This is a genomic window from Intestinibacillus massiliensis, from assembly GCF_900155735.1.
Lineage (GTDB): Bacteria > Bacillota > Clostridia > Oscillospirales > Butyricicoccaceae > Intestinibacillus > Intestinibacillus massiliensis.
In genome coordinates this window covers 569,135-588,093 of sequence record NZ_LT707059.1, presented here as the reverse complement: position 1 = coordinate 588,093, position 18,959 = coordinate 569,135, and the positions used below count along the sequence as shown (strand labels likewise).

General features: G+C 58.8%; 19 protein-coding genes. All 19 read right to left on the bottom strand.

Translation table 11 applies throughout. The features are described 5' to 3' along the window. Positions 1 to 182 precede the first annotated feature (182 nt). Genes CZ203_RS10705 through cbiD form a run of 19 tightly spaced genes read right to left on the bottom strand, consistent with a single transcriptional unit; the run spans position 183 to position 18,959 of the window. Positions 183 to 1,232, bottom strand: coding sequence for a pyridoxal phosphate-dependent aminotransferase (locus CZ203_RS10705; protein ID WP_087066087.1), 1,050 nt, complete (start codon positions 1,230 to 1,232; stop codon positions 183 to 185). Between the two features lie 23 nt (positions 1,233 to 1,255). Then, entirely contained in the window at positions 1,256 to 2,221 is a 966-nt protein-coding gene (gene cbiB, locus CZ203_RS10700) for an adenosylcobinamide-phosphate synthase CbiB (RefSeq protein WP_087066086.1), read from the bottom strand. Beyond that, the gene (locus CZ203_RS10695) at positions 2,218 to 2,553 is read right to left on the bottom strand and encodes a bifunctional adenosylcobinamide kinase/adenosylcobinamide-phosphate guanylyltransferase (RefSeq protein ID WP_087066242.1); all 336 of its coding nucleotides are present in this window, start codon (positions 2,551 to 2,553) and stop codon (positions 2,218 to 2,220) included. The genes cbiB and CZ203_RS10695 overlap by 4 nt, the downstream gene beginning before the upstream one ends. A 56-nt stretch (positions 2,554 to 2,609) precedes the next feature. Continuing rightward, on the bottom strand, positions 2,610 to 3,383 hold the full coding sequence (locus CZ203_RS10690; protein ID WP_159456476.1) for an adenosylcobinamide-GDP ribazoletransferase: 774 nt from the start codon (positions 3,381 to 3,383) through the stop codon (positions 2,610 to 2,612). Beyond that, positions 3,380 to 3,910, bottom strand: a complete 531-nt coding sequence (locus CZ203_RS10685; protein ID WP_087066084.1) for a bifunctional adenosylcobinamide kinase/adenosylcobinamide-phosphate guanylyltransferase — start codon at positions 3,908 to 3,910, stop codon at positions 3,380 to 3,382. Before CZ203_RS10685 ends, CZ203_RS10690 begins: the two co-directional genes overlap by 4 nt. An 8-nt stretch (positions 3,911 to 3,918) precedes the next feature. Further along, positions 3,919 to 4,977 (bottom strand): nicotinate-nucleotide--dimethylbenzimidazole phosphoribosyltransferase, encoded by a 1,059-nt coding sequence (cobT, locus tag CZ203_RS10680; protein ID WP_087066083.1) that lies wholly within the window; start codon positions 4,975 to 4,977, stop codon positions 3,919 to 3,921. Beyond that, positions 4,974 to 6,350, bottom strand: coding sequence for a cobyrinate a,c-diamide synthase (locus CZ203_RS10675; RefSeq protein ID WP_087066082.1), 1,377 nt, complete (start codon positions 6,348 to 6,350; stop codon positions 4,974 to 4,976). The genes cobT and CZ203_RS10675 overlap by 4 nt, the downstream gene beginning before the upstream one ends. After that, on the bottom strand, positions 6,340 to 7,545 hold the full coding sequence (gene cbiE, locus CZ203_RS10670) for a precorrin-6y C5,15-methyltransferase (decarboxylating) subunit CbiE (RefSeq protein ID WP_087066081.1): 1,206 nt from the start codon (positions 7,543 to 7,545) through the stop codon (positions 6,340 to 6,342). The genes CZ203_RS10675 and cbiE overlap by 11 nt, the downstream gene beginning before the upstream one ends. A gap of 13 nt (positions 7,546 to 7,558) precedes the next feature. Next, on the bottom strand, positions 7,559 to 8,848 hold the full coding sequence (hemL, locus tag CZ203_RS10665) for a glutamate-1-semialdehyde 2,1-aminomutase (protein WP_087066080.1): 1,290 nt from the start codon (positions 8,846 to 8,848) through the stop codon (positions 7,559 to 7,561). Next, entirely contained in the window at positions 8,848 to 9,831 is a 984-nt protein-coding gene (gene hemB / locus CZ203_RS10660; protein WP_087066241.1) for a porphobilinogen synthase, read from the bottom strand. Before hemB ends, hemL begins: the two co-directional genes overlap by 1 nt. A gap of 8 nt (positions 9,832 to 9,839) precedes the next feature. Further along, positions 9,840 to 11,333 carry a uroporphyrinogen-III C-methyltransferase gene (gene cobA, locus CZ203_RS10655; RefSeq protein ID WP_087066079.1) on the bottom strand — a complete coding sequence of 498 codons (1,494 nt, stop codon included), beginning with the start codon at positions 11,331 to 11,333 and terminating at the stop codon, positions 9,840 to 9,842. Then, the gene (hemC, locus tag CZ203_RS10650; protein WP_087066078.1) at positions 11,330 to 12,217 is read right to left on the bottom strand and encodes a hydroxymethylbilane synthase; all 888 of its coding nucleotides are present in this window, start codon (positions 12,215 to 12,217) and stop codon (positions 11,330 to 11,332) included. The genes cobA and hemC overlap by 4 nt, the downstream gene beginning before the upstream one ends. Beyond that, a complete protein-coding gene (cobK, locus tag CZ203_RS10645; RefSeq protein WP_087066077.1) occupies positions 12,204 to 13,421 on the bottom strand; it encodes a precorrin-6A reductase in 1,218 nt (405 codons plus the stop codon). The genes hemC and cobK overlap by 14 nt, the downstream gene beginning before the upstream one ends. Then, positions 13,418 to 14,146: a precorrin-3B C(17)-methyltransferase gene (gene cobJ / locus CZ203_RS10640; protein WP_087066076.1), complete on the bottom strand. Its 729-nt coding sequence runs from the start codon at positions 14,144 to 14,146 to the stop codon at positions 13,418 to 13,420. The genes cobK and cobJ overlap by 4 nt, the downstream gene beginning before the upstream one ends. Then, positions 14,143 to 15,369, bottom strand: coding sequence for a glutamyl-tRNA reductase (hemA, locus tag CZ203_RS10635; protein ID WP_087066075.1), 1,227 nt, complete (start codon positions 15,367 to 15,369; stop codon positions 14,143 to 14,145). Before hemA ends, cobJ begins: the two co-directional genes overlap by 4 nt. Continuing rightward, positions 15,366 to 16,385, bottom strand: a complete 1,020-nt coding sequence (locus CZ203_RS10630; RefSeq protein ID WP_087066074.1) for a cobalt-precorrin 5A hydrolase — start codon at positions 16,383 to 16,385, stop codon at positions 15,366 to 15,368. Before CZ203_RS10630 ends, hemA begins: the two co-directional genes overlap by 4 nt. Then, entirely contained in the window at positions 16,382 to 17,140 is a 759-nt protein-coding gene (cobM, locus tag CZ203_RS10625; RefSeq protein WP_087066073.1) for a precorrin-4 C(11)-methyltransferase, read from the bottom strand. Before cobM ends, CZ203_RS10630 begins: the two co-directional genes overlap by 4 nt. Then, on the bottom strand, positions 17,137 to 17,829 hold the full coding sequence (gene cobI / locus CZ203_RS10620) for a precorrin-2 C(20)-methyltransferase (RefSeq protein ID WP_087066072.1): 693 nt from the start codon (positions 17,827 to 17,829) through the stop codon (positions 17,137 to 17,139). Before cobI ends, cobM begins: the two co-directional genes overlap by 4 nt. Beyond that, a complete protein-coding gene (cbiD, locus tag CZ203_RS10615) occupies positions 17,826 to 18,959 on the bottom strand; it encodes a cobalt-precorrin-5B (C(1))-methyltransferase CbiD (protein ID WP_087066071.1) in 1,134 nt (377 codons plus the stop codon). The genes cobI and cbiD overlap by 4 nt, the downstream gene beginning before the upstream one ends.

The following is an 18,959-nucleotide window of genomic DNA, read 5'->3' as shown; positions in this document are numbered from 1 at the left end:
GCCCCCCTCCCCGCGCCCCCAGCAGGCGGGGAATACAGCCTAAGCTACCCGGACCCGCGCCCGCCGGTACGGTTCGCACTGTGCCCGTCATTTTTAAATGTTGCGGCGGGAAGGAAAGCGGCTCGGGTTCCCCCTCCATGCCGTCGATGCAAAGCAAATAATCTGTCATGTATGATACCCTGTTAAAGTATGTCGTCTAATGCGCGTAAAAACCGTAAGCTGTCCTCCCGCTGTTTTACCGCAGTCCGGTAAAACCCGGGCGCTAACCCGCGGTAATTGGAGCAGTCCCGGATTAAAACGCCCTTCCCTTCCAGCTTTTGATGCAGCGCCGTGTCCTGCGCTTTCCAAAGCAGGAAATTTGCCTGGCCGTCAAAAACCGTAATCCTACGTCGGCGGAGCGCCTGTACCAGGAACCCGCGCTCTTCCGCGACCCTTTGCGCTGTCTGCTGTGCAAACCCCTGTAAACCCACAGCCGCCACCCCGCAAGCCTGCGCGATTACGGATACGTTCCAAGGCTGTCCGGCCTGCCGCAACGCTTCGATACACGCAGGGTCGGCGCACATGCAATATCCCAGCCGAACCCCGGGTATCGCGTACATTTTGGTAAACGCACGCAGAATGATGAGTTTGGGATAGCACGGCAGTAGGTGCTTGACCGTATGCACCGCTGCATCCATCAAAAAATCGTTAAAGCACTCGTCAACGACCAGATAAGCGCCTATTGACACACAGGCACCATAGATTTCGCGCAACAGCGTGGGGGACAGCGTAAGCCCTGTCGGGTTGTTGGGGTTGCAGAGATACACCGCGTCGATGCCGTGCTTGATGTCCTGTAATATCCGTGGCGTCACTGCAAACCCTTCCGCCTCGGTCAAGTAATGGTAGCAAATTTTACAGTCCGGCAACGACTGTTCATATTCTGCAAAGGTAGGGGCGGTAAGGAGCGCCTTCCTTGGCTTAATTACCGCGGACAAACGGAACAAGACGTCCGCTGCCCCGTTCCCAAAAAAGAGCCAGCTGGGTGGCACCTGTTCTACCTCGCCAACTGCCTGTGAAAGCGCGCGGCACAGCGGGTCGGGATAACGGTCGCAATGATCCAACGCATCATGCATCGCTTGACGCACCGCCTGAGGAATGCCAAACGGGTTGATATTCGCGGACAAGTCCAATGGCAGGGCACCCCCATGCCGCTCCGCATATCCGTAAATATCACCGCCATGTATCAGATGCATCGATACACTTCCCCTTTTCTTCCTCAGTAAATAAGCAATTCCATTATGAAAGCGGCTACCAGCAGCAGCAGCAGCGCGATGACGGATGCAACCGTCATGAGACGGTTCGCACGGTCAATGTCTTCCGCTTCGACCGCCCTGTCGAAATCCCCAATGGTCGGTTTTTGATACACTTTCCCAAAGTAGCTCGCATCGCCTGCAAGCTGGATATGCAGCGCGCCGGCGCAGGCAGACTCGGTCTGCGCGGAATTCGGGCTGGCATGGCGCCGCCGGTCGCGCTTCCAGATACGAAGCGCGTTTTTGCCGTCAAAACCAACGAGCCGCGCGCCGAGGATCATGCAAAATGCGGACAACCTTGCAGGAATCCAGTTAAACAGGTCGTCCATCCGGGCGGAAAAGCGGCCCAGATTGAGGTATTTCTCGTTTTTGTAGCCAACCATGGAATCCAACGTATTGACGGCCTTATAGAAAAACCCAAGCGGCGCGCCGCCGATCAACAGGAACAGCATCGGCGCGATGACGCCGTCCGACGCATTTTCCGCCACCGTCTCGACCGCGGCTTTGACCACGCCCGTTTCCGTCAATGCGGCCGTATCGCGTCCCACAATATAGGACACCGCCAGGCGCGCGCCATCCAAGTCCCCTTCTGCGAGCCGCGCGTATACCTTCAGGCTTTCGTCCCGCAAGGAACGCCGCGCAAAGATCTGATAACAAAACAGCACCTCGAGCACATACTGCAAGGCAGGATGGACCATCCCTGAGATCCATAGGATCACAAATGGCACCGCAAATGATAAGAAGCATACGACGCACCAAAGCAGGACGCCGGCGGCGTGTTCGCCTTTCGCCGTTTTGGGGAACAACCGCCGCACAATGCGTTCGGCCTTTGCAATCAGCGAGCCGATTGCGCAAATCGGATGCCAGAGCCAATGCGGGTCGCCAAAAACTGCATCCAGGATGAAACCAAGACAAACCGCGCTCGCCCTCATGGCAGCGTCCCCTTTATAAACTGTGGCAAACCGCAATGTACCCGGATCACGGTTCCGGCCACCTTTGCGATTTCACAGCACAGGCGGCCGGTCTCCTCCCGCCACTGCCGCTCAAAAGGGTCCAACGGAACGATACCACAGCCGATTTCATCACAGACGACGACCTTATCTTGCAACCAGGGCAACAATTGTGACGGTTGCTCCCCTCGTTCCAACATGCGCCGCGTCAACAGATGGAGCTGATCCAGCATTTTAGCGGTGCGCAGTTCATCGGCGCTTTGCAGCGCGCCGCCTTGCGCAACCTGAGATTCGATTAGGCTGTGCGTCGCCATCGCCAATGCGCGTTTCCCCTGTGCCGCGCCCCCAATATATAAAACGGTCAACTAGCTCACCTCAAAATCAAGCCCGCAACGACACAGGCCAAAATAACGATCGTTTCCGTCCCGGTAATTGCAAATCCCGCCAGGTCGCCGGTCACGCCGCCGAAGGTGCGGGCACAAAAATGCTTATAAGCCGGCCAAAGGACTGCAAGGACTGCAAGGATTGCGCCGCCGCAGGATGGGGACAGCAGCATCATCCCCATCAGGCAAAGTATCATCTCTGCGGCCAGGACGAAACGGACGGTCTTACGGTCGCTCGCTTCCGAAAACATGTAGGCAAGGCCGGAATCCCTTGCGCACCTTAACCATACGATCGCGCTGCCGCCCACCGTGCGTGCGAGCGCGTACCCGACGCAGAGCACGGCAATGCAGGCGGGCGCCTGATAAAGCTGGCAAAACAGGCCAAGCTGAAGCAGCAGCAAAGCTGCGAGGTACATCACGCCGAATGCGCCGACGTGCGGGTCCTTCAAAATCTCCAGGCGCTTCTTTTGGTCGCCATAGGAGCAGAGCGCATCGCTTGTATCGGTAAAGCCGTCGAGATGGATGCCGCCGGTCACGACGAGCGGTATTAGCACGCTGACCGCGCCATACAGGACGGTTTCCAGCCCGGTATGGCGCGCAAACAAAAACCATAGATATTGCAGCGCGCCCACAATCACGCCGACCAGCGGGAAAAAACAAAGCGCGTATTTCATCGTATGCTTATCCCATTCGGTTCGCGGCATCGGGATAATTGAGTAAAGCGAAAAAGCCACACAAAAGCCGGAGATCAGGTTTTTCAAAAATATTCCGCCCCTTTCACCGGCACCAAAATGCCGCATACGGATTCCGCAACGGCGTCCGCCATTTGCGCAAGCGCCGTGTTTAACCGCCCCAGCGTATCAATATAGGCAACCGTTTCCACAGGATAGGGCAGCCCGTCCGAAAAAATTTCATTCGTCACGACCACCAGGCAACTACATGCCGCTTCCAGCTTCTTGACGCCCTGCAATATGCCTGGGACTGCATCTTCCCTACACCCTTGCGGCGCGAACATTTCATTTGCAAGTAAATTTGACATGCATTCGAGTAAAATACCATGATACCGTTTGCCCAGGTTTAACGCCGGCAAGTCGCGGTACCATTCCACGGTTTCAAACCCTTTTCCCTGCCGCAGCGCATGGTGCCGCGCGATGCGGGCACGCGCTTCCGCTCCAAACGGCTCCATTGTCGCGAGATACAGCCGCGATGCCGGGGCGTAGCGGCATATCATGTCTTCGGCATGCGCGGATTTTCCGCTTGCCGAACCGCCTGTAATTACAATCAGCATTTTTCCTCTTATGTCAGGGGCTTATATGCCTCGATATTGGTTTCGTCAAAACGCACCATTTCATGGTAGACCGCCACCATGAGGTCGAGCAGGCTAATGGCCGCAATTGCGCCCGTCCCTTCGCCAAGCCGCATGCCCGCGCAAATCAGGGGCTGGAGATGGAGCGCGTCCAGCATGCATTTTCCCGCGGGTTCCGCGGATACATGGGAGGGGACGATATAATCCCACGCGGCCGGGCACAGGCGCACGGCCGCAAGCGCGGCCACGGCGGAGATAAAGCCGTCCATCACGACGGGGAGGTTACACATCGCACCGCCGAGATACAGGCCTACCATGCCTGCGATATCCAGACCGCCGACTTTTGCGATCACATCGACCGGGTCGGAAGCGGCAGGCCGATGCAGTGCGATCGACTGGCGAATTGCGTTGATTTTACGCATAAGGCCTTCCGTCGACAAGCCCGCGCCGCGGCCGGTTACGGCTTCCGGTTCCAGACCCAGCAGCACTGATGCGACCGCAGAACTCGTTGTGGTATTGCCGATCCCCATCTCCCCCGTCGCCAGGAGCTGGTATCCTTTGCTTTTACAGTCAAGGGCAATCCCGATCCCCGTTTCGACCGCCTGGATCGCTTCCTCCCGCGTCATCGCCGGGCAAACCGTCATATCCCGCGTCCCGGGCATGACCTTGCGCCGCAATATTTTGTCGCCCTCGACTGTACGCGCGACGCCGATATCAACCGGCAGCACGTCAACCCCGGCGCGGCGCGCCATAATACAGACGGTCGTATCGCCCTTCGACAGGTTTTCCGTCACCGTCGCGGTGACGTCCTGGCCGCATTGTGTGACGCCTTGCGCGACGACGCCGTTATCCGCGCAGAACACGACGACGCATCGCTTGTCGATCCGCACATCGGCGGTACCTTGCGCACCCGCAATCCGGTTTACCGTTTCTTCCAGGAGCCCCAGCCCGCCAAGCGGTTTTGCCATTGCGCTCTGCCGCCGGTGCGCTTCCTGGACAATCGCTGCATCCACCGGCTGGATCGCACGCAGGGTCTCTTCCAACGTCATGTCGTTCGCTCCTTTCGGTAGGCATCACACCGGCGTATAAAGGACGCCGCAAATTCAGGGTTGGCATAAAAATGAAAATGCGGGTAGCCCGCACACATTGACGCAGAGGCATGGATACACGGCCAGCTTTTTGCACGCATCGGCTTTTGCGCGACAAAAGCGCAGCCGTTGTCGTCTGATACGGAATAATGGAATTCATGCGCGCGGATTTGATCTCCCGCACGGCACAGCAAATTGTCCTGCATTGCCGTGAGCGTAACATATCCGAAATTTTGCAGACGCTTTTGTAGGCGCGCCACCCCTTTGATCACGCCGACCATGGGAAACGCGCAGCCGCTGGCATCGTCCAGCGCTTCATGCAAATACATGAAGCCGCCGCATTCCGCAAGCGTTGGCAGCCCGTTTGTAATCTGGCGGCGGAGATCGGCTCGAATTGAGTCGTTTTCGCTGAGCCGCCCCGCATACAGTTCCGGATATCCGCCGCCGATATATACGCCGGAAATACCGGCGGGCAACGCACGGTCCTCCAACGGGGAAAAGGGTACCAGTTCCGCGCCAAGTTCCTCCAGGAGTTCCAGGCTGTCCTGATAATAAAAGCAAAAGGCCGAATCCTGTGCGACCGCAATTCGGACAGGAGCCGTACAGGCCAGTTCGCGCAGCAGCGCTTCGTAATAGAACGGCGGCGCGGTATGTGCCAAACGGATCAGGCCGTCAAGGTCGATACACTCCTCCGCCAAATCTGCAAGAACATTAAGGCGTTCCTGCAAATCGGAGATTTCATCTGCCGTGACCAGCCCCAAGTGACGGCTTTCGATTGCCGCCCGTTTTTCCGTTGGGAGATGCCCATATACATGCAGCCCGGTGTGTTCCTCGATAATATCCCGATAAAACGGGTACATAGCTTTCGATACGCAATTCAATATCACGCCTGCAATCGTGTTTTCACGAAACGACAGGAAGCCTTGCAGCTCGGCAGCCAGTGACAAGGATTTTCCCTTTACGGATAGCACTAACACGGCAGGTGTATCTGTTTTGTTCGCCAAATCCGCCGCAGATGCCCAATCCGAGCTTCCGCCCACACCGTCATAAAAACCCATCACGCCTTCGATCAGCGCGAGCGGCGCGTTTTGGCTGTTGTGCGCCAGTAATGACCGCACGGTGCTCTCATCACACAGAAAAAGGTCTAGGTTCCGGCAGGCCGCCCCAATGACCCGCGTGTGGAACATCGGGTCGATGTAATCAGGACCGCATTTAAAAGCGGCCGGAATGAAATTGCGATTGCAGAAGGCTTGCAAAATCGCACTGGTGACAGTGGTTTTGCCGCAACCGCTCCCTACGCCGCCGATCAGGAGCCTGGGCAGTTCAGCTACCATGCTTGCCACCCCCGCTGATGATGAAAACCGGATTGTTGGCCGTCATCATCGTGTACTTCCCGACCGCATTGCCGCGCGCGGCCGCGACCTGAATGATTTCCACATTCGCAAAATCCAGGTTGTCCATAGCCGCCATCGCTTCTTGTAATGTCTCCAGCGCAATCGCGTTGACAACAACGCGCACGGCCGGGTTTTTGTGTTTCAGCAAACGAAGGATTTCATGAAGGTTGCCGCCGCTGCCGCCGATAAAGGCCGCATCCGGTGTCGGCAAGGCATCCAGCCCTTGGGGGGCGGACGCCTCTATGATTTTTACATTATAGCCGCCAAGCCTGGCACGGTTTTGTATAAGCAGTTCAACCGCTTCGGGCTTACGTTCCACGGCATAGACGATCCCGCTGTGCGCGCGCCGCGCAAGTTCAAACGCCACGGAACCGGTCCCCGCGCCGATATCATAGACGGTATCCGCTTGGCGGACGCCAAGCTTAGACACAGATACCCAACGTATTTCCTCTTTCGTCATGGGAACCTTGCCGCGGAGCAAATCGCGGTCGTATACCGGCTGCGTACAGTCTGCAGCCTGCGCGTTTTCAATCAGCAGTACGGCGAGGTCGGCGCAGGGTCTTTGGGCAAAAACCTGCGCGTCAGCGCTTGCGATATATTCCTCCGGTGCGCCCAGGTTTTCACCGAGGTGCACCCGGACCGCCCCTAACCCAGCGTCTGCCAGCTCCCGGCAAATGGTTTGCGCCGTATGCTCCCCCCCGGTAAGCGCAAACACCTTGCCATGGTAGCTAACCGGGCCAAGCAGGCTCCCCTGCCTTCCGTGAAGGCTGGCTAGTATCGCATCGTCATACGTCCTGCCTATCTTGGCACAGAAGTATTGCAGGGAGCTTTGTCCACAAAACAGCCTGACCGTGCCGTAAGGCAGCAATCGTTCCCGTAAACGGCGTGCGGCGCTAAAGAAGCCTACATCCCCGGACACCAGGACGGCGACCGGGTCTGCGGACGCGCTTCGTGCGGCCTGCGCGAGGCTGCCGATCGGCTGCACCGCAATATCCGGACGCAGGGAACGCAGGCCGTCCGCCAAGCGGGCTGTTGCAAACACGGCGCCTGCGCCGCAAATGGCCTCCCGGGCTTCCAGCGTCAGATGCGACTCGTCCCCCAGGCCGGCCCCTATGATTTGAAAACAGCGTCCCATGTGCAAAGTCTCCTTAATTGTTTGATAACCCTGCAAAAACCTTGTCCGCAGCGGCTGCTACGCGCTGTAAATCGCTTTCCGTGTGCGCAGCGCTGACAAACATCGCTTCATATTGCGACGGGGCGAGATAAATCCCCTCCCGGAGCATGCCGTTAAAATACGCTGCATACTGCTCCGTATCCGAAGTCTTGGCTGCGGCAAAACAGTCGACCGGCTGCCCTGTAAAATAGGGGCAGAGCAGCGAACCGACTTGGTTCACCACCATCGAAACACCGTGGCGCTGCGCCGCGTCCCGGAGCGCCTGCGCCAAATAGGCCGCGCCCCGCGCCATCTGGCCGTAGTATTCAGGGTGCGTTTCCAACAGCCGGAGCTGCGCAATCCCGGCCGCCATTGCAACCGGGTTGCCCGACAAGGTGCCTGCCTGATAGATCGGCCCGCACGGGGCAACCTGCTCCATCAGTTCCCTGCCGGCGGCATAAGCGCCAACCGGCATGCCGCCGCCGATAATTTTGCCATAAGTTACAATATCTGCGCGGACATGGAAGTATTCCTGCGCCCCGCCTGCCGCCAGGCGGAACCCGGTAATCACTTCATCAAAAATTAGCAGCGCGCCGGACACATCGCAAAGCTTGCGCAAACCTTGTAAAAAACCGTCTTGCGGCGGCACGACGCCCATATTGGCCGCGACCGGCTCCACGATGACCGCTGCAACCTGTCCTTTATTCGCTTCCAGCAGGGCTTCAACGGATGCAAGGCTGTTATACTGTGCGGTCAGGGTATCGGCCGCTACGCCTTCCGGCACCCCCTTGGAGTCCGGCGCGCCGCCGGTCAGGGCGCCGGAACCGGCTTTGACCAGCATGGAATCGCTGTGGCCATGATAGCAACCCTCAAACTTTATGATCTTATCCCGTCCCGTAACGCCGCGCGCCAAGCGTAACGCGCTCATAACGGCCTCAGTGCCGGAATTGACCATACGCACCATTTCAATGTGCGGCACCATGGCGACCATACGCTCCGCCATCTCAACTTCAAGCGCTGTGGGCGCGCCAAAGGATAGGCCATGCACCATTTGTTCCGATACGGCCTTTAAAATGTCCGGATGGCTGTGCCCAAGGATCATCGGCCCCCAAGAGCCTACAAAGTCGACATATTCCACACCATCCGCATCGGTGATATGGCTGCCAAGCCCTTTTTGAATAAATCGCGGTTTGCCCCCTACGGCGCGGAACGCGCGTACCGGGCTGTTTACGCCGCCGGGCAGTACTTTACAGGCGCGCTCAAACAGCTTTTCCGAAGTATCCATCAACCGATATCCCCTTTCCGGATCGCCTGCGCCAGTTCAGGCGCAAAATAGGTGATCAGGATATCCGCGCCCGCGCGGTAAATGCTGATCGCAGATTCGCACATGACGCCGTATTCGTCAATCAGCCCAGCGGCAGCGGACGCTTTCACCATCGCATATTCGCCGCTGACAGAATAGGCCGCAACCGGTACGTCAAAACGCTCGCGCGCCTGATAAATCAAATCCAGATAGCTCAGCGCAGGCTTGATCATCAGGATATCCGCGCCTTCTTCCAGGTCAAGCTCGCATTCACGCATTGCTTCGCGGCCGTTGTGCCAGTCCATCTGGTAGGAGCGGCGGTCGCCGAAGGATGGCGCGGAACCCGCGGCGTCGCGGAACGGGCCATAGAAAAAGGAAGCGTATTTTGCAGCGTAGGACATGATCGGGATATTTTCAAAACCGTTTTCGTCCAGGATATCGCGGATGGCTTCCACCCTGCCGTCCATCATGTCGCTTGGCGCAACCATATCCGCGCCGGCCTGTGCATGGCTCAGTGCCGTTTTTGCCAGCACCTCCAGGGTCTTATCGTTGTCAACGTCATGGTCGCACAGGATACCGCAATGGCCGTGGGAAGTGTACTCACACATGCAAACGTCGGTAACGACATAAAAATCCGGATATTTTTCCTTGATTGCACGGATACCCTGCTGTACGACCCCATTTTCCGCCCACGCGCCCGAGCCTATCTCGTCTTTTTCCTTCGGAAGCCCGAAGAGGATCACCTTGGATACGCCGGTTTCAAGGCAACGCTCAATCGCACGATATACCTGATCCGGGCTGTAATGGTACTGCCCGGGCAGCGTCGGGATTTCTTCGTAAATATTTTCACCCTCACGGATAAAAATCGGCCAAATCAGGCTCTCCTCCGAAACGCGGGTTTCGCGCACCAGCTTGCGCAGGCTTGGCGTGCGGCGCAGGCGGCGCGGCCGGATAATTTGCTGCATCATAGCACTTACTCTCCCTTCAAAATACAGGTGATCATATCGTCCAAAGTGGAATTTTTCGCCACTAATGTGTCCATTTTATATTTTTTCGCTTCCGCAGCGGTTTGCTCCCCAATGCACAGCGCCGTAAATTTTGAAACGTCGGCGTCCGGCACGGCCTGTACGAACCCATGCACGGTGGATGCGCTGGTAAAGGTCACATAATCAACCTCACCCGCTGCAATCTCACGGGTCAGTTCCGCGCTTTGGCCGCTCCTGCAAACCGTATGATAAACCGGCACGTCGTCGTACGGGATCGATTTTGCATCGAGCGCTGCGGTCAATTCCGGGGAACCCTGCGCAGCGCGGAGCAGAAGGACGCGTTCCCCTGCCCCAACGATGTCGCAAAGGCCCTCGCCCAGATGCTTGGCGTCAAACCGCTGCGGCATATAATCCGCGGTAATGCCGTATTCCGCAAGCGCCGCGGCCGTACCGCTGCCGATCACGGCGATTTTTTTGCCATAAAGCGCGCGGAAGTCCAGTTTACGCGTTTGAAGCGCGTGCAGCATAGACGGTACGCCGGCCGGGCTGGTCAGCACGATCCATGCGTACCCCGGCAGGCTGTCAAGCGCCGTTTCCAGCGCCGGGCTGTCCGTGATTTCCTCCGTTTCAATGCAGGGGAATTCCAGGACGCCCGCGCCCAGCGCGCGCAAACGGTCGGACAGCGTCCCCATACGCGCCTTCGGACGCGTGACGATGATGCGTTTGCCATGAAGCGGAAGCCCGGAAAACCAATCCAGACGGTCCGCCAAAGCGCAAACCTTTCCCACGAGGATGATGGCGGGGCTTTGCAGACCCATCTCCACGGCACGGGAGGCCAAGCTGGAAACGTCTGCAACCAGCTTACGCTGGTTATAACGCGTTCCGTTTTCAATGACTGCGGCGGGCATTTTCGGGTCGATCCCCGCGTGCAAAAGGCCGTTCATCAGGAATTCCAGCGCGGTTACGCCCATCAGGAATACCAGCGTGCCGTTTAGTTTTACAAGGCTTTCAAAATCGATATGCAGCTGCCCGCCCGCACGGGCATGCGCCGTCACGATATGGACGGAGGAGCAGAAATCGCGGTGTGTGGCCGGGATGCCAGCAAATGCCGGGACAGCCAGGGCTGAGGTGACGCCGGGCACTACCTCAAAGGGGATGCCATGCTCGACCAGTGCCTCGACCTCTTCCCCACCGCGGCCAAACAGGTAGCAATCGCCGCCCTTGAGGCGCACTACCCGGTTGCCCTCCAGCGCTTTCTGCACTAAGAGGCTGTTAATTTGCTCCTGGGGTACCGGATGATGGTTGCTTTCCTTCCCGACGTTTATGGTTTCGGCAGTATCGGGCATCATCGCAAGGATATCCCGCCCCACCAGGCGGTCGTACACGATCACATCCGCATGGCGGATCGCTTCCGCGCCGCGCAGCGTCAGTAGCCCTTTGCCGCCCGGGCCGGCGCCAACCAGTATTACACAACCGCTCATGCTTTTCCCCCTTCTGCCATCAGCTGTTCGGCGAGCAGGGTTCCCAATTGAACCGCCTGCCCCGGCAAGCCGGTGCGCTCCCCAAAGCACACGTTTTTTTCGTCTTCGCTGACATACATCCCACGGACATGCAGCCGCCCATTTTCCAAATGCGCATAGGCGGCAACCGGGGAAGAACAGCCGCCATCCAGCTTACGTACAAAGGCGCGTTCTGCGAGCATGCACGCCATGGCGTCCGGATCGTGATAGCCGCGAAGGCAGCCCGTATCTTCCCCTGCACGCCCTTGGACGGCGATTATCGCCTGTCCGGCGGCCGGCAGGATTTCATCCACAGAAAAGTACCGGCTGATCCGGTGTTCCAGCCCCAAGCGGTGCAACCCAGCGGCAGCCAGCACCAGCGCCCCATACTGTCCCCCATCCAGCTTACGCAGCCGCGTCTGTACGTTCCCGCGGACGGATTCGATGCGATAACCCGGGAACAGCCTTTGCAGCTGGATCCGGCGGCGGGCGCTGGAACAGCCGATCGGAAGCTCCGGGGACAAGGTATCCACGCCCTCCGGCAGCACCAAGACGTCGCGGACGTCGGCACGTGGGGAGACTGCGACAATGGGCAACCCGTCCGCCAGTTCCATCGGCATATCCTTCAGGCTGTGGACTGTAAAATCGACCTCATGGTTTGCAAGCGCCCGGTCAAGTTCTTTGACGAACAGCCCTTTCCCGCCGACCTTGTCAAGCGTGCGATCCAGGATCTTATCGCCGGTGGTTTTCATGGTGATCAGCCGTACGTCCGTTTCCGGATCCGTCCGGCGGATGGATGCGATGACCGTTTCCGATTGGATAACTGCCAGCAAGCTGTCGCGGCTCCCGATTCTAATCTCCTGCATCTGTTCCCTCCTGTAAAATAGCGCGTATTTGTGCGGCGGCGCGTGCGGTCGCAGAATGGTCGCTGCCGTCTGAGACCACACCGGCCGTCAGCTTTCCCGCTGTACAGACGGCGGGGAAAAAGAAGGTGCTTTCCGACGCGCTGTCCGCAACGCTGCACAGGATACCGGCCTCCCGGCAGTCCTGTGCAATGCGTGCGTTCACCAGCCGGTCGTTTGTCGCTGCAATTACCAAAAAAGCGCCCGAAAGATCGCTTTTTTCATAACTGCGGCCAAAATACCGTATAGTACCGCAGTCGATTTCGACCGCGCACTCCGGTGAAACCACCGTAATATCCGCCCCAAAACGTTGCAGTACGAGAATCCGCCGTGCGGCGATCCTGCCCGCGCCGGCCACCAATACCCGCCGCCCCACAAGGGATATGAACAGCGGGAAACGGCTTGCCGCGGCCAGCCGTGCCATCGGGAAACGTGCACGCAGCAGCGCTTCTACTTCTTCCAGCGTCAAGCCCTCTTCCTTGGTAGGGCGCGCGATCAGCAGGACGGTCGCGCCGGTTTCCTTTGCCGCGCTCAGCTTTTCTGCAAATCCGCCCGCTGCGCCGGAATCCTTCGCAACCAGATATTTTGCGCGTGTCTGGCGCAGCAATGCAACGTTGAGTTCGTGCGAGAACGGCCCCTGCATTGCGATGATCGAGCGGCCTGAGAAACCCAGCTCCGCACATTTTTGCAGCACCTCCGCCGTGGGCAGGACGCGCGGGTACAGCCGTTCCGCAAAGCGGTGCACCGTGGTAAACGCCTTGAGTTCCTTGCTGCCCGTTGTGAGTAGCGCTGCGCCTGTGACTGTATTTAAATACGCCGCAGCCGCTTGGGCATCCGGGACTGTCACCACCGGTTGCCCCGACGCAACCTGCGGGCGCAACAGCCGGATATATTCCGCACCGCGCGCAGAACAGGCCTGGCGGATGTTTGCCGTGACAACGTCGGCATACGGGTGCGTCGCATCGATAACCAGCACCCCCGGCGCCATACACGCCTCCATCTGTTCCGTTGTAAGGCGTCCGCGGTGTACCGTGACGGCGGGCAGCACGGGCAAGGACAGTTCCCCATATTCCGTCGCCACGTAAATATCCGCAGCCAGGCCGCCGGCAGAAAGGAATTCCGCCAGCTTGCGTCCCTCGCTGGTGCCTGCAAAAACCAGAATACTCATACTGCCCGGTACCCTCGCGGCGTAACCATTTTGCCGTTCACCATCCGCGTCTGGCTATTGCCGATGATTACGGTCGTAAACATATCCACCTGTTTGCCGCGCAATGCAGAAAGCGTGCAATACTCGCCGTGCTCCCCTTCGCGTCCGATGCTGTGCGCAGTGCCGCATGGCGTACTGCCGTCGCGGTGCTGCAAAATTAAATCGCAGGCGCGGCGTAAGTAATCGGCGCGTTTCTTGCTCGACGGGTTATAAAGGCAGATCACAAAATCCGCTTCTGCTGCGGCAAGCAGGCGCTTTTCAATTTTTTCCCACGGGGTCAACAGGTCGCTGAGCGAAATGACCGCAAAATCATGGATTAAGGGCGCGCCCAGCACCGCCGCGCCCGCGCAGGCCGCCGTCACGCCCGGGATCACCTCAATGTTTATCTGCGGGTAGTCGGCGCATACCTCATGCATGACCCCGGCCATTCCATAAACCCCGGCGTCGCCGGAGGATACCATCGCGACGGTTTTGCCCTGCAGCGCAGCGTCGCGCGCCGCAGTGCAGCGCTCCACTTCGCGCTTCATCGGGGTGGCGATCCGTTCTTTCCCGGCGATCAGGCCGTCGATTAACTCCAAATACAGCGGATACCCGGCAACACAGTCGCATTGCGCCAACGCACGCACCGCGCGCAGGGTCATCTGTTCTTCGCCCCCCGGCCCAAGGCCGATTACATAAACCTTCATACCCTGCCCCCCGCTTTCTCCACATGTGATACACTTTTCTGCATTTTTTCCAGGCACTTTTCCAGCAGGTTCGCAGAAACCGCCTCTTTCATGCCGCCGAGCAGCATATCCACCGTCTTTTCCACGGCAAGGCGTGTCATCTCCTCCTCCGCTCCGTCCTGGCTGAGTTCCAAATAAAGCGGGTCGTTGCACACGCGCTCGAGCGCCGTCTGCTTCAAGGATGCGATAACCGGCAATGCCGCCCGATAGTCCACCCATTCATAAAAACGGTCCATGTATTTTTGTACGATAGCTGCGGCTTCCCGCCGCGCCGCCTCATTTTCCGTATTTGCACGCCCAAGGTCATCCATATTGACACAATCCACCCCGGCTACCTCCGGGATATTCGGTTCAATATCCCGCGGCAGCGCAAGGTCAACCAGTAAACGGGGTTTATGCGCAAGCCCGGTAACCTGTTCCGCCGTTAAAGTATAGTGCGGGCTGGTCGTGGCGCTGATCACAAGGTCGCATCCGTCAATCACAGCCAGGCGGTCGTCATACGGCTGGGTTTTACAGCCGCGCGGCACGATCGTTTCCCCGTGCCGGTAGGAGCGCAGCGTCACAGTGACCGCGCATCCCGCCTGTATAAGCAGGTCAGACGCCAGCCGCCCCATTTCGCCGTTGCCAATCACCACGGTGCGCTTTCCATCCAGGCCGCCGAGCCACTCTGCCGCCATTGCCACGCCCTGGTGTGCCGCCGAAAGCGGGACTGCCGTCAGGCGCGTCTGCGTCTTGACCTCTTTGCCCGCGGTCACCGCACAGCGGAACAGGGTTTCGAGCACCGCATCCGAAGCGTGCGCCTGGCGCGCCAAAGCGGCCGCCTGTTTCACCTGCGTTACGATTTGGTCTTCCCCCAATATCTGCGACCGCAAGCCGCAAGCCACCTCGATCAGATGGCGCACGGCGTCTTCCCCCTCGCGCAGTACGAAGTAGGGACGTAAAAACTCATATGATGCGCCCGCCGCTAAACAGAGCAGCCGGTCAGGCTGCATCCCCGCGGCGTCCTCGCAGGATACATATAGTTCCGTGCGGTTGCAAGTTGAAATGAGGACCGCCCCAAGGACGCCGGCCGTATTACAGATACCCTGGAGGATTGCGCCGACCTGGCCGGCTACAAAGGAGACTTGTTCACGCAGGCCGATTTCGGCATGCTCGTGATCCACGCCCGCCATGCAGATACTCATGAAAAATGCACCTCTCTTTTTTCTGCCGCAAGCGCGACCGTGACGCCGTTTGCGGCAGCCTTGCTGCTAATGAGCGTCCCATCGGATGCGCATACCGCCGCACGCTCACAGACGTTATCCACACCGACCGTCTGCCGCACAAACGCGGAAGGCGTAAATGTCCCCCCTGCGCTTTGCAATTCCCCTGCGGAAAATACACGGATCGGGAGCCGGTACTTTGCCGCAAGCGCGCGCAAACCCGGTTCTTCCGCCTTAATATCTATGGTCGCCAGGCCGCACAGGGCGCTAAGCGGCACGTGTTCCCGCTCCAAAACTTCCAGCAATACCTGTTCCAGCGTGCCGGATGCAACGCCCTTGCGGCAGCCGATCCCGGCCCAGACCGCCCGCGGCGCCAGATGCAGCGTATGCGTAAACGGCTCGTCCCCGTTGCGGACGGATAGGACGATGCCCGCCCCCCCTTCCGCCTGCAGCGCCACCCCCTGCGGCAGGGGCGTGCAGACCGGGAAATCCGAACGCAGGCCGACGGTTTCGCCCCGCAAAAGTGCGGAAGATACATAGCGGATGCGATCCGTTTCACATACCTCGAACCCATGTGCCTTTGCCCAGGTGTCCACGGCGAACAGGCCGTTGACATCCGTCGCAGTGGTCAGCACAGGCGTCGCATGCATGGCTGCGGCGATTTGCACGGCCAAAGCGTTTGCACCGCCAAGATGCCCCGACAGCAGTGGTATTACATATTTTCCCTGCTCGTCAACGACCACCACGGCGGGGTCTTCCGCCTTGCCCCGTAAAAACGGCGCGACCGACCGCACAGCGATCCCCGCCGCGCCGATAAAAACAAGGCCGCCACAATCAAACATCGCCTGCTGCGTAAACCGGCGCAGTTCCGTATGGCGCAGCGACGGATCGGTGCTGCGCGCATAGCGCTGCAGCAGCATACCGGGGAGTGTTTTGCGCAGCCGGAGGCTGAGGGCATCGCCGCCGGGTGTAAACGAAACAATTTTTAGATGGGTCATGGATGGGTTGCCTCGCGGAATTCCGTTGTAAAGGACGGGTCGTATAGCTTGGAGCGTTCATACGCATCGCCTAAGAAACCGCCGACCGTAATCAACGCCGTTTTGGTGATTTGGTGGCTGCGCGCCGCCTCTGCAAGCCCAGCGACTGTCGTCCGGACGACCTTCTCATCTTCCCAAGTTGCCTTGTAAACAATCGCGGCCGGGGTTTCCGGCGCATATCCGCCTGTAACCAGACGCGTTGACAGGGTATCCAGCATCCCGGCCGACAAAAAGATCACCATGGTCGCGCCATGCGACGCAAGGAGCTCGATCTTTTCCTTTTCCGGCACCGGCGTGCGGCCTTCCATGCGGGTCAAGATCACGGTCTGGCTGACGTCAGGCAGGGTATATTCCGCCTTAAGTGCCGCCGCCGCGCCGCAGAAGGAGGAAACGCCGGGGCACACCGCATAGCTGATACCCGCCGCGTCGAGCGCGTCCATTTGTTCGCGGTGCGCGCCGTAAACACAGGGGTCCCCCGTGTGGAGGCGTACGACTTTTTCCCCGGCGCGCTCAGCGGCGACCATCACGTCGAGCACTTCTTCCAGTGTCATTTTTGCGCTGTTATAAATCCGGCATCCCGGTTTCACATCATCCAGGAGCGCGGCGTTGACAAGCGAGCCCGCGTAGACGATCACATCCGCGTCGCGCAGCAGCTTGGCGCCCCGCACGGTAATTAAATCCGGCGCGCCGGGGCCTGCCCCTACAAACTGGATCATTCCTTGCCCTCCTTCACAACGATTACGGAGAAATAGCTGGAAGCGTCACTCAAATCCCGTAGCGTGTGGTATACCTTTTCATTTTCCATGCCGCAGCATTCCACCATTGCCGCATCGTCCAATTTGCCATCCTCCGCCAGGCGGTCGCGCACCGCGCAGATGGATTTCCCGGCCTTCATCAGCACCTTGTTGCCCGGGAGGTTCAGCCCGGCCTCCGTGCTTTCATGCGAGGACGGGATGATATGTAGCAGCTCCGAGCCTTCGCAAAGCGAGGTATTGAGTCGCGCCGCAACGGCGCAGAAGGACGGCACTCCCGGAATGAGCTGCGCTTCATAACCGCGCGCAACCACGCGATGGTGGATATACATATATGTCGAATAAATAGACGGGTCGCCCAGGGTGATAAACGCGACCGTTTTTCCCTCGTCAAGCAGACGGGTGAGCGTTTCCGCCACCATATCGTAATTTTCCGCAAGCTTGCGTTTATTACGCAGCATTGGCGTCGCACATGCGAGCAGCGGCTTATCCTTCACATGGGATTCCACGATCGCAAGTGCGGTCTTGCGGCCGTCGCCGGACGCCGGTACTGCGACCACATCCGCCTCGTGCAGGATCCGCACCGCTTTGAGGGTAATCAGTTCCGGATCCCCTGGGCCAACCCCGACCCCGAATAAAACACCTTTTTTCATATACCCTTCTCCTGAAACCGTTTCAGCAGTTCCGCCGCCCCTTCCGAACGGAGCAGTTCGCCGCTTGCGTTTGTAAATATAATAAATTCGGTACGCAGCGCACCGCGCGTGCGTTTTTCGAGATGTTCTTCAATTTTATATGCGATACTTTGGAGCACAGGCTGCAAAATTGCCGCATCCCGCAAAATACCGATGCATTCGTCTACCGTAATGCTCCCCATCAGACGGCGAACCGTATCCCGGGAAGCGCCGTGCAACGCGGCGTGCGCGGCAAAAATCTCTTGGCGGCCATCCGCCATCGAGGAATGCGTCTGCATTACACCCGCTGCGAGTTTTACCAGCTTGCCCGCGTGGCCGATGAAAAGGAGGCTATGGAAGCCTTTATAAATAGCATAATCAAGGGTTTCGCCGATATAGTTGGAAGTGGTTACGGCAGCATCCAAGTTGATGCCGAGACATGAACGTGCAAAATCGCGCCCGTAGTTGCCGGGGCACGCAAGCAAATCACGCTCGCCAGCCGCCCAGCGGCTATCCAGTTCCACGTGGATGGTATCGGTCAGCGCCTGCTCGCTCATCGGCTCGACGATGCCGCTCGTGCCTAAAATGGAAATCCCGCCGACAATGCCGAGCCGTCCGTTAAACGTGGCTTTGGCGACCTCCTCCCCGTTTTTTGCACCGATCACAGCATGGAGCCCGCCTGCGTATCCATGCTTTTCCGCGGTTTCCCGAAGAAGCCGCAGAATCTGCTCGCGGGGGGCAGGGTTAATCGCGGCCGCCCCCACTTTACAGGCCAGGCCGGGGCGTGTGACGCGCCCTACGCCCGCGCCGCCCGTAATCAAAAAGCCCTCTTGTATGCAGGTAACGGAAGCCCAGATTTCGATACCGTCCGTTACATCCGGGTCGTCCCCACTGTCTTTCCGCACCGTGCATACCGCCGCGCCGTCCTGCAATCGCGCCTGGACGACCTTGATATCGGCCACAATGCCTTTGGGGGTCAAGAGGTGCACGGTTTGCGGGGCGGCGCCCGACAGCAGGAGCTGTGCGGCCGCCCCTGCCGCCGCAGCCGCACAGCTCCCTGTGGTGTATCCGCATCGAAGGCCTTTTTGATTTTTGACTAAAAATACTTCCAT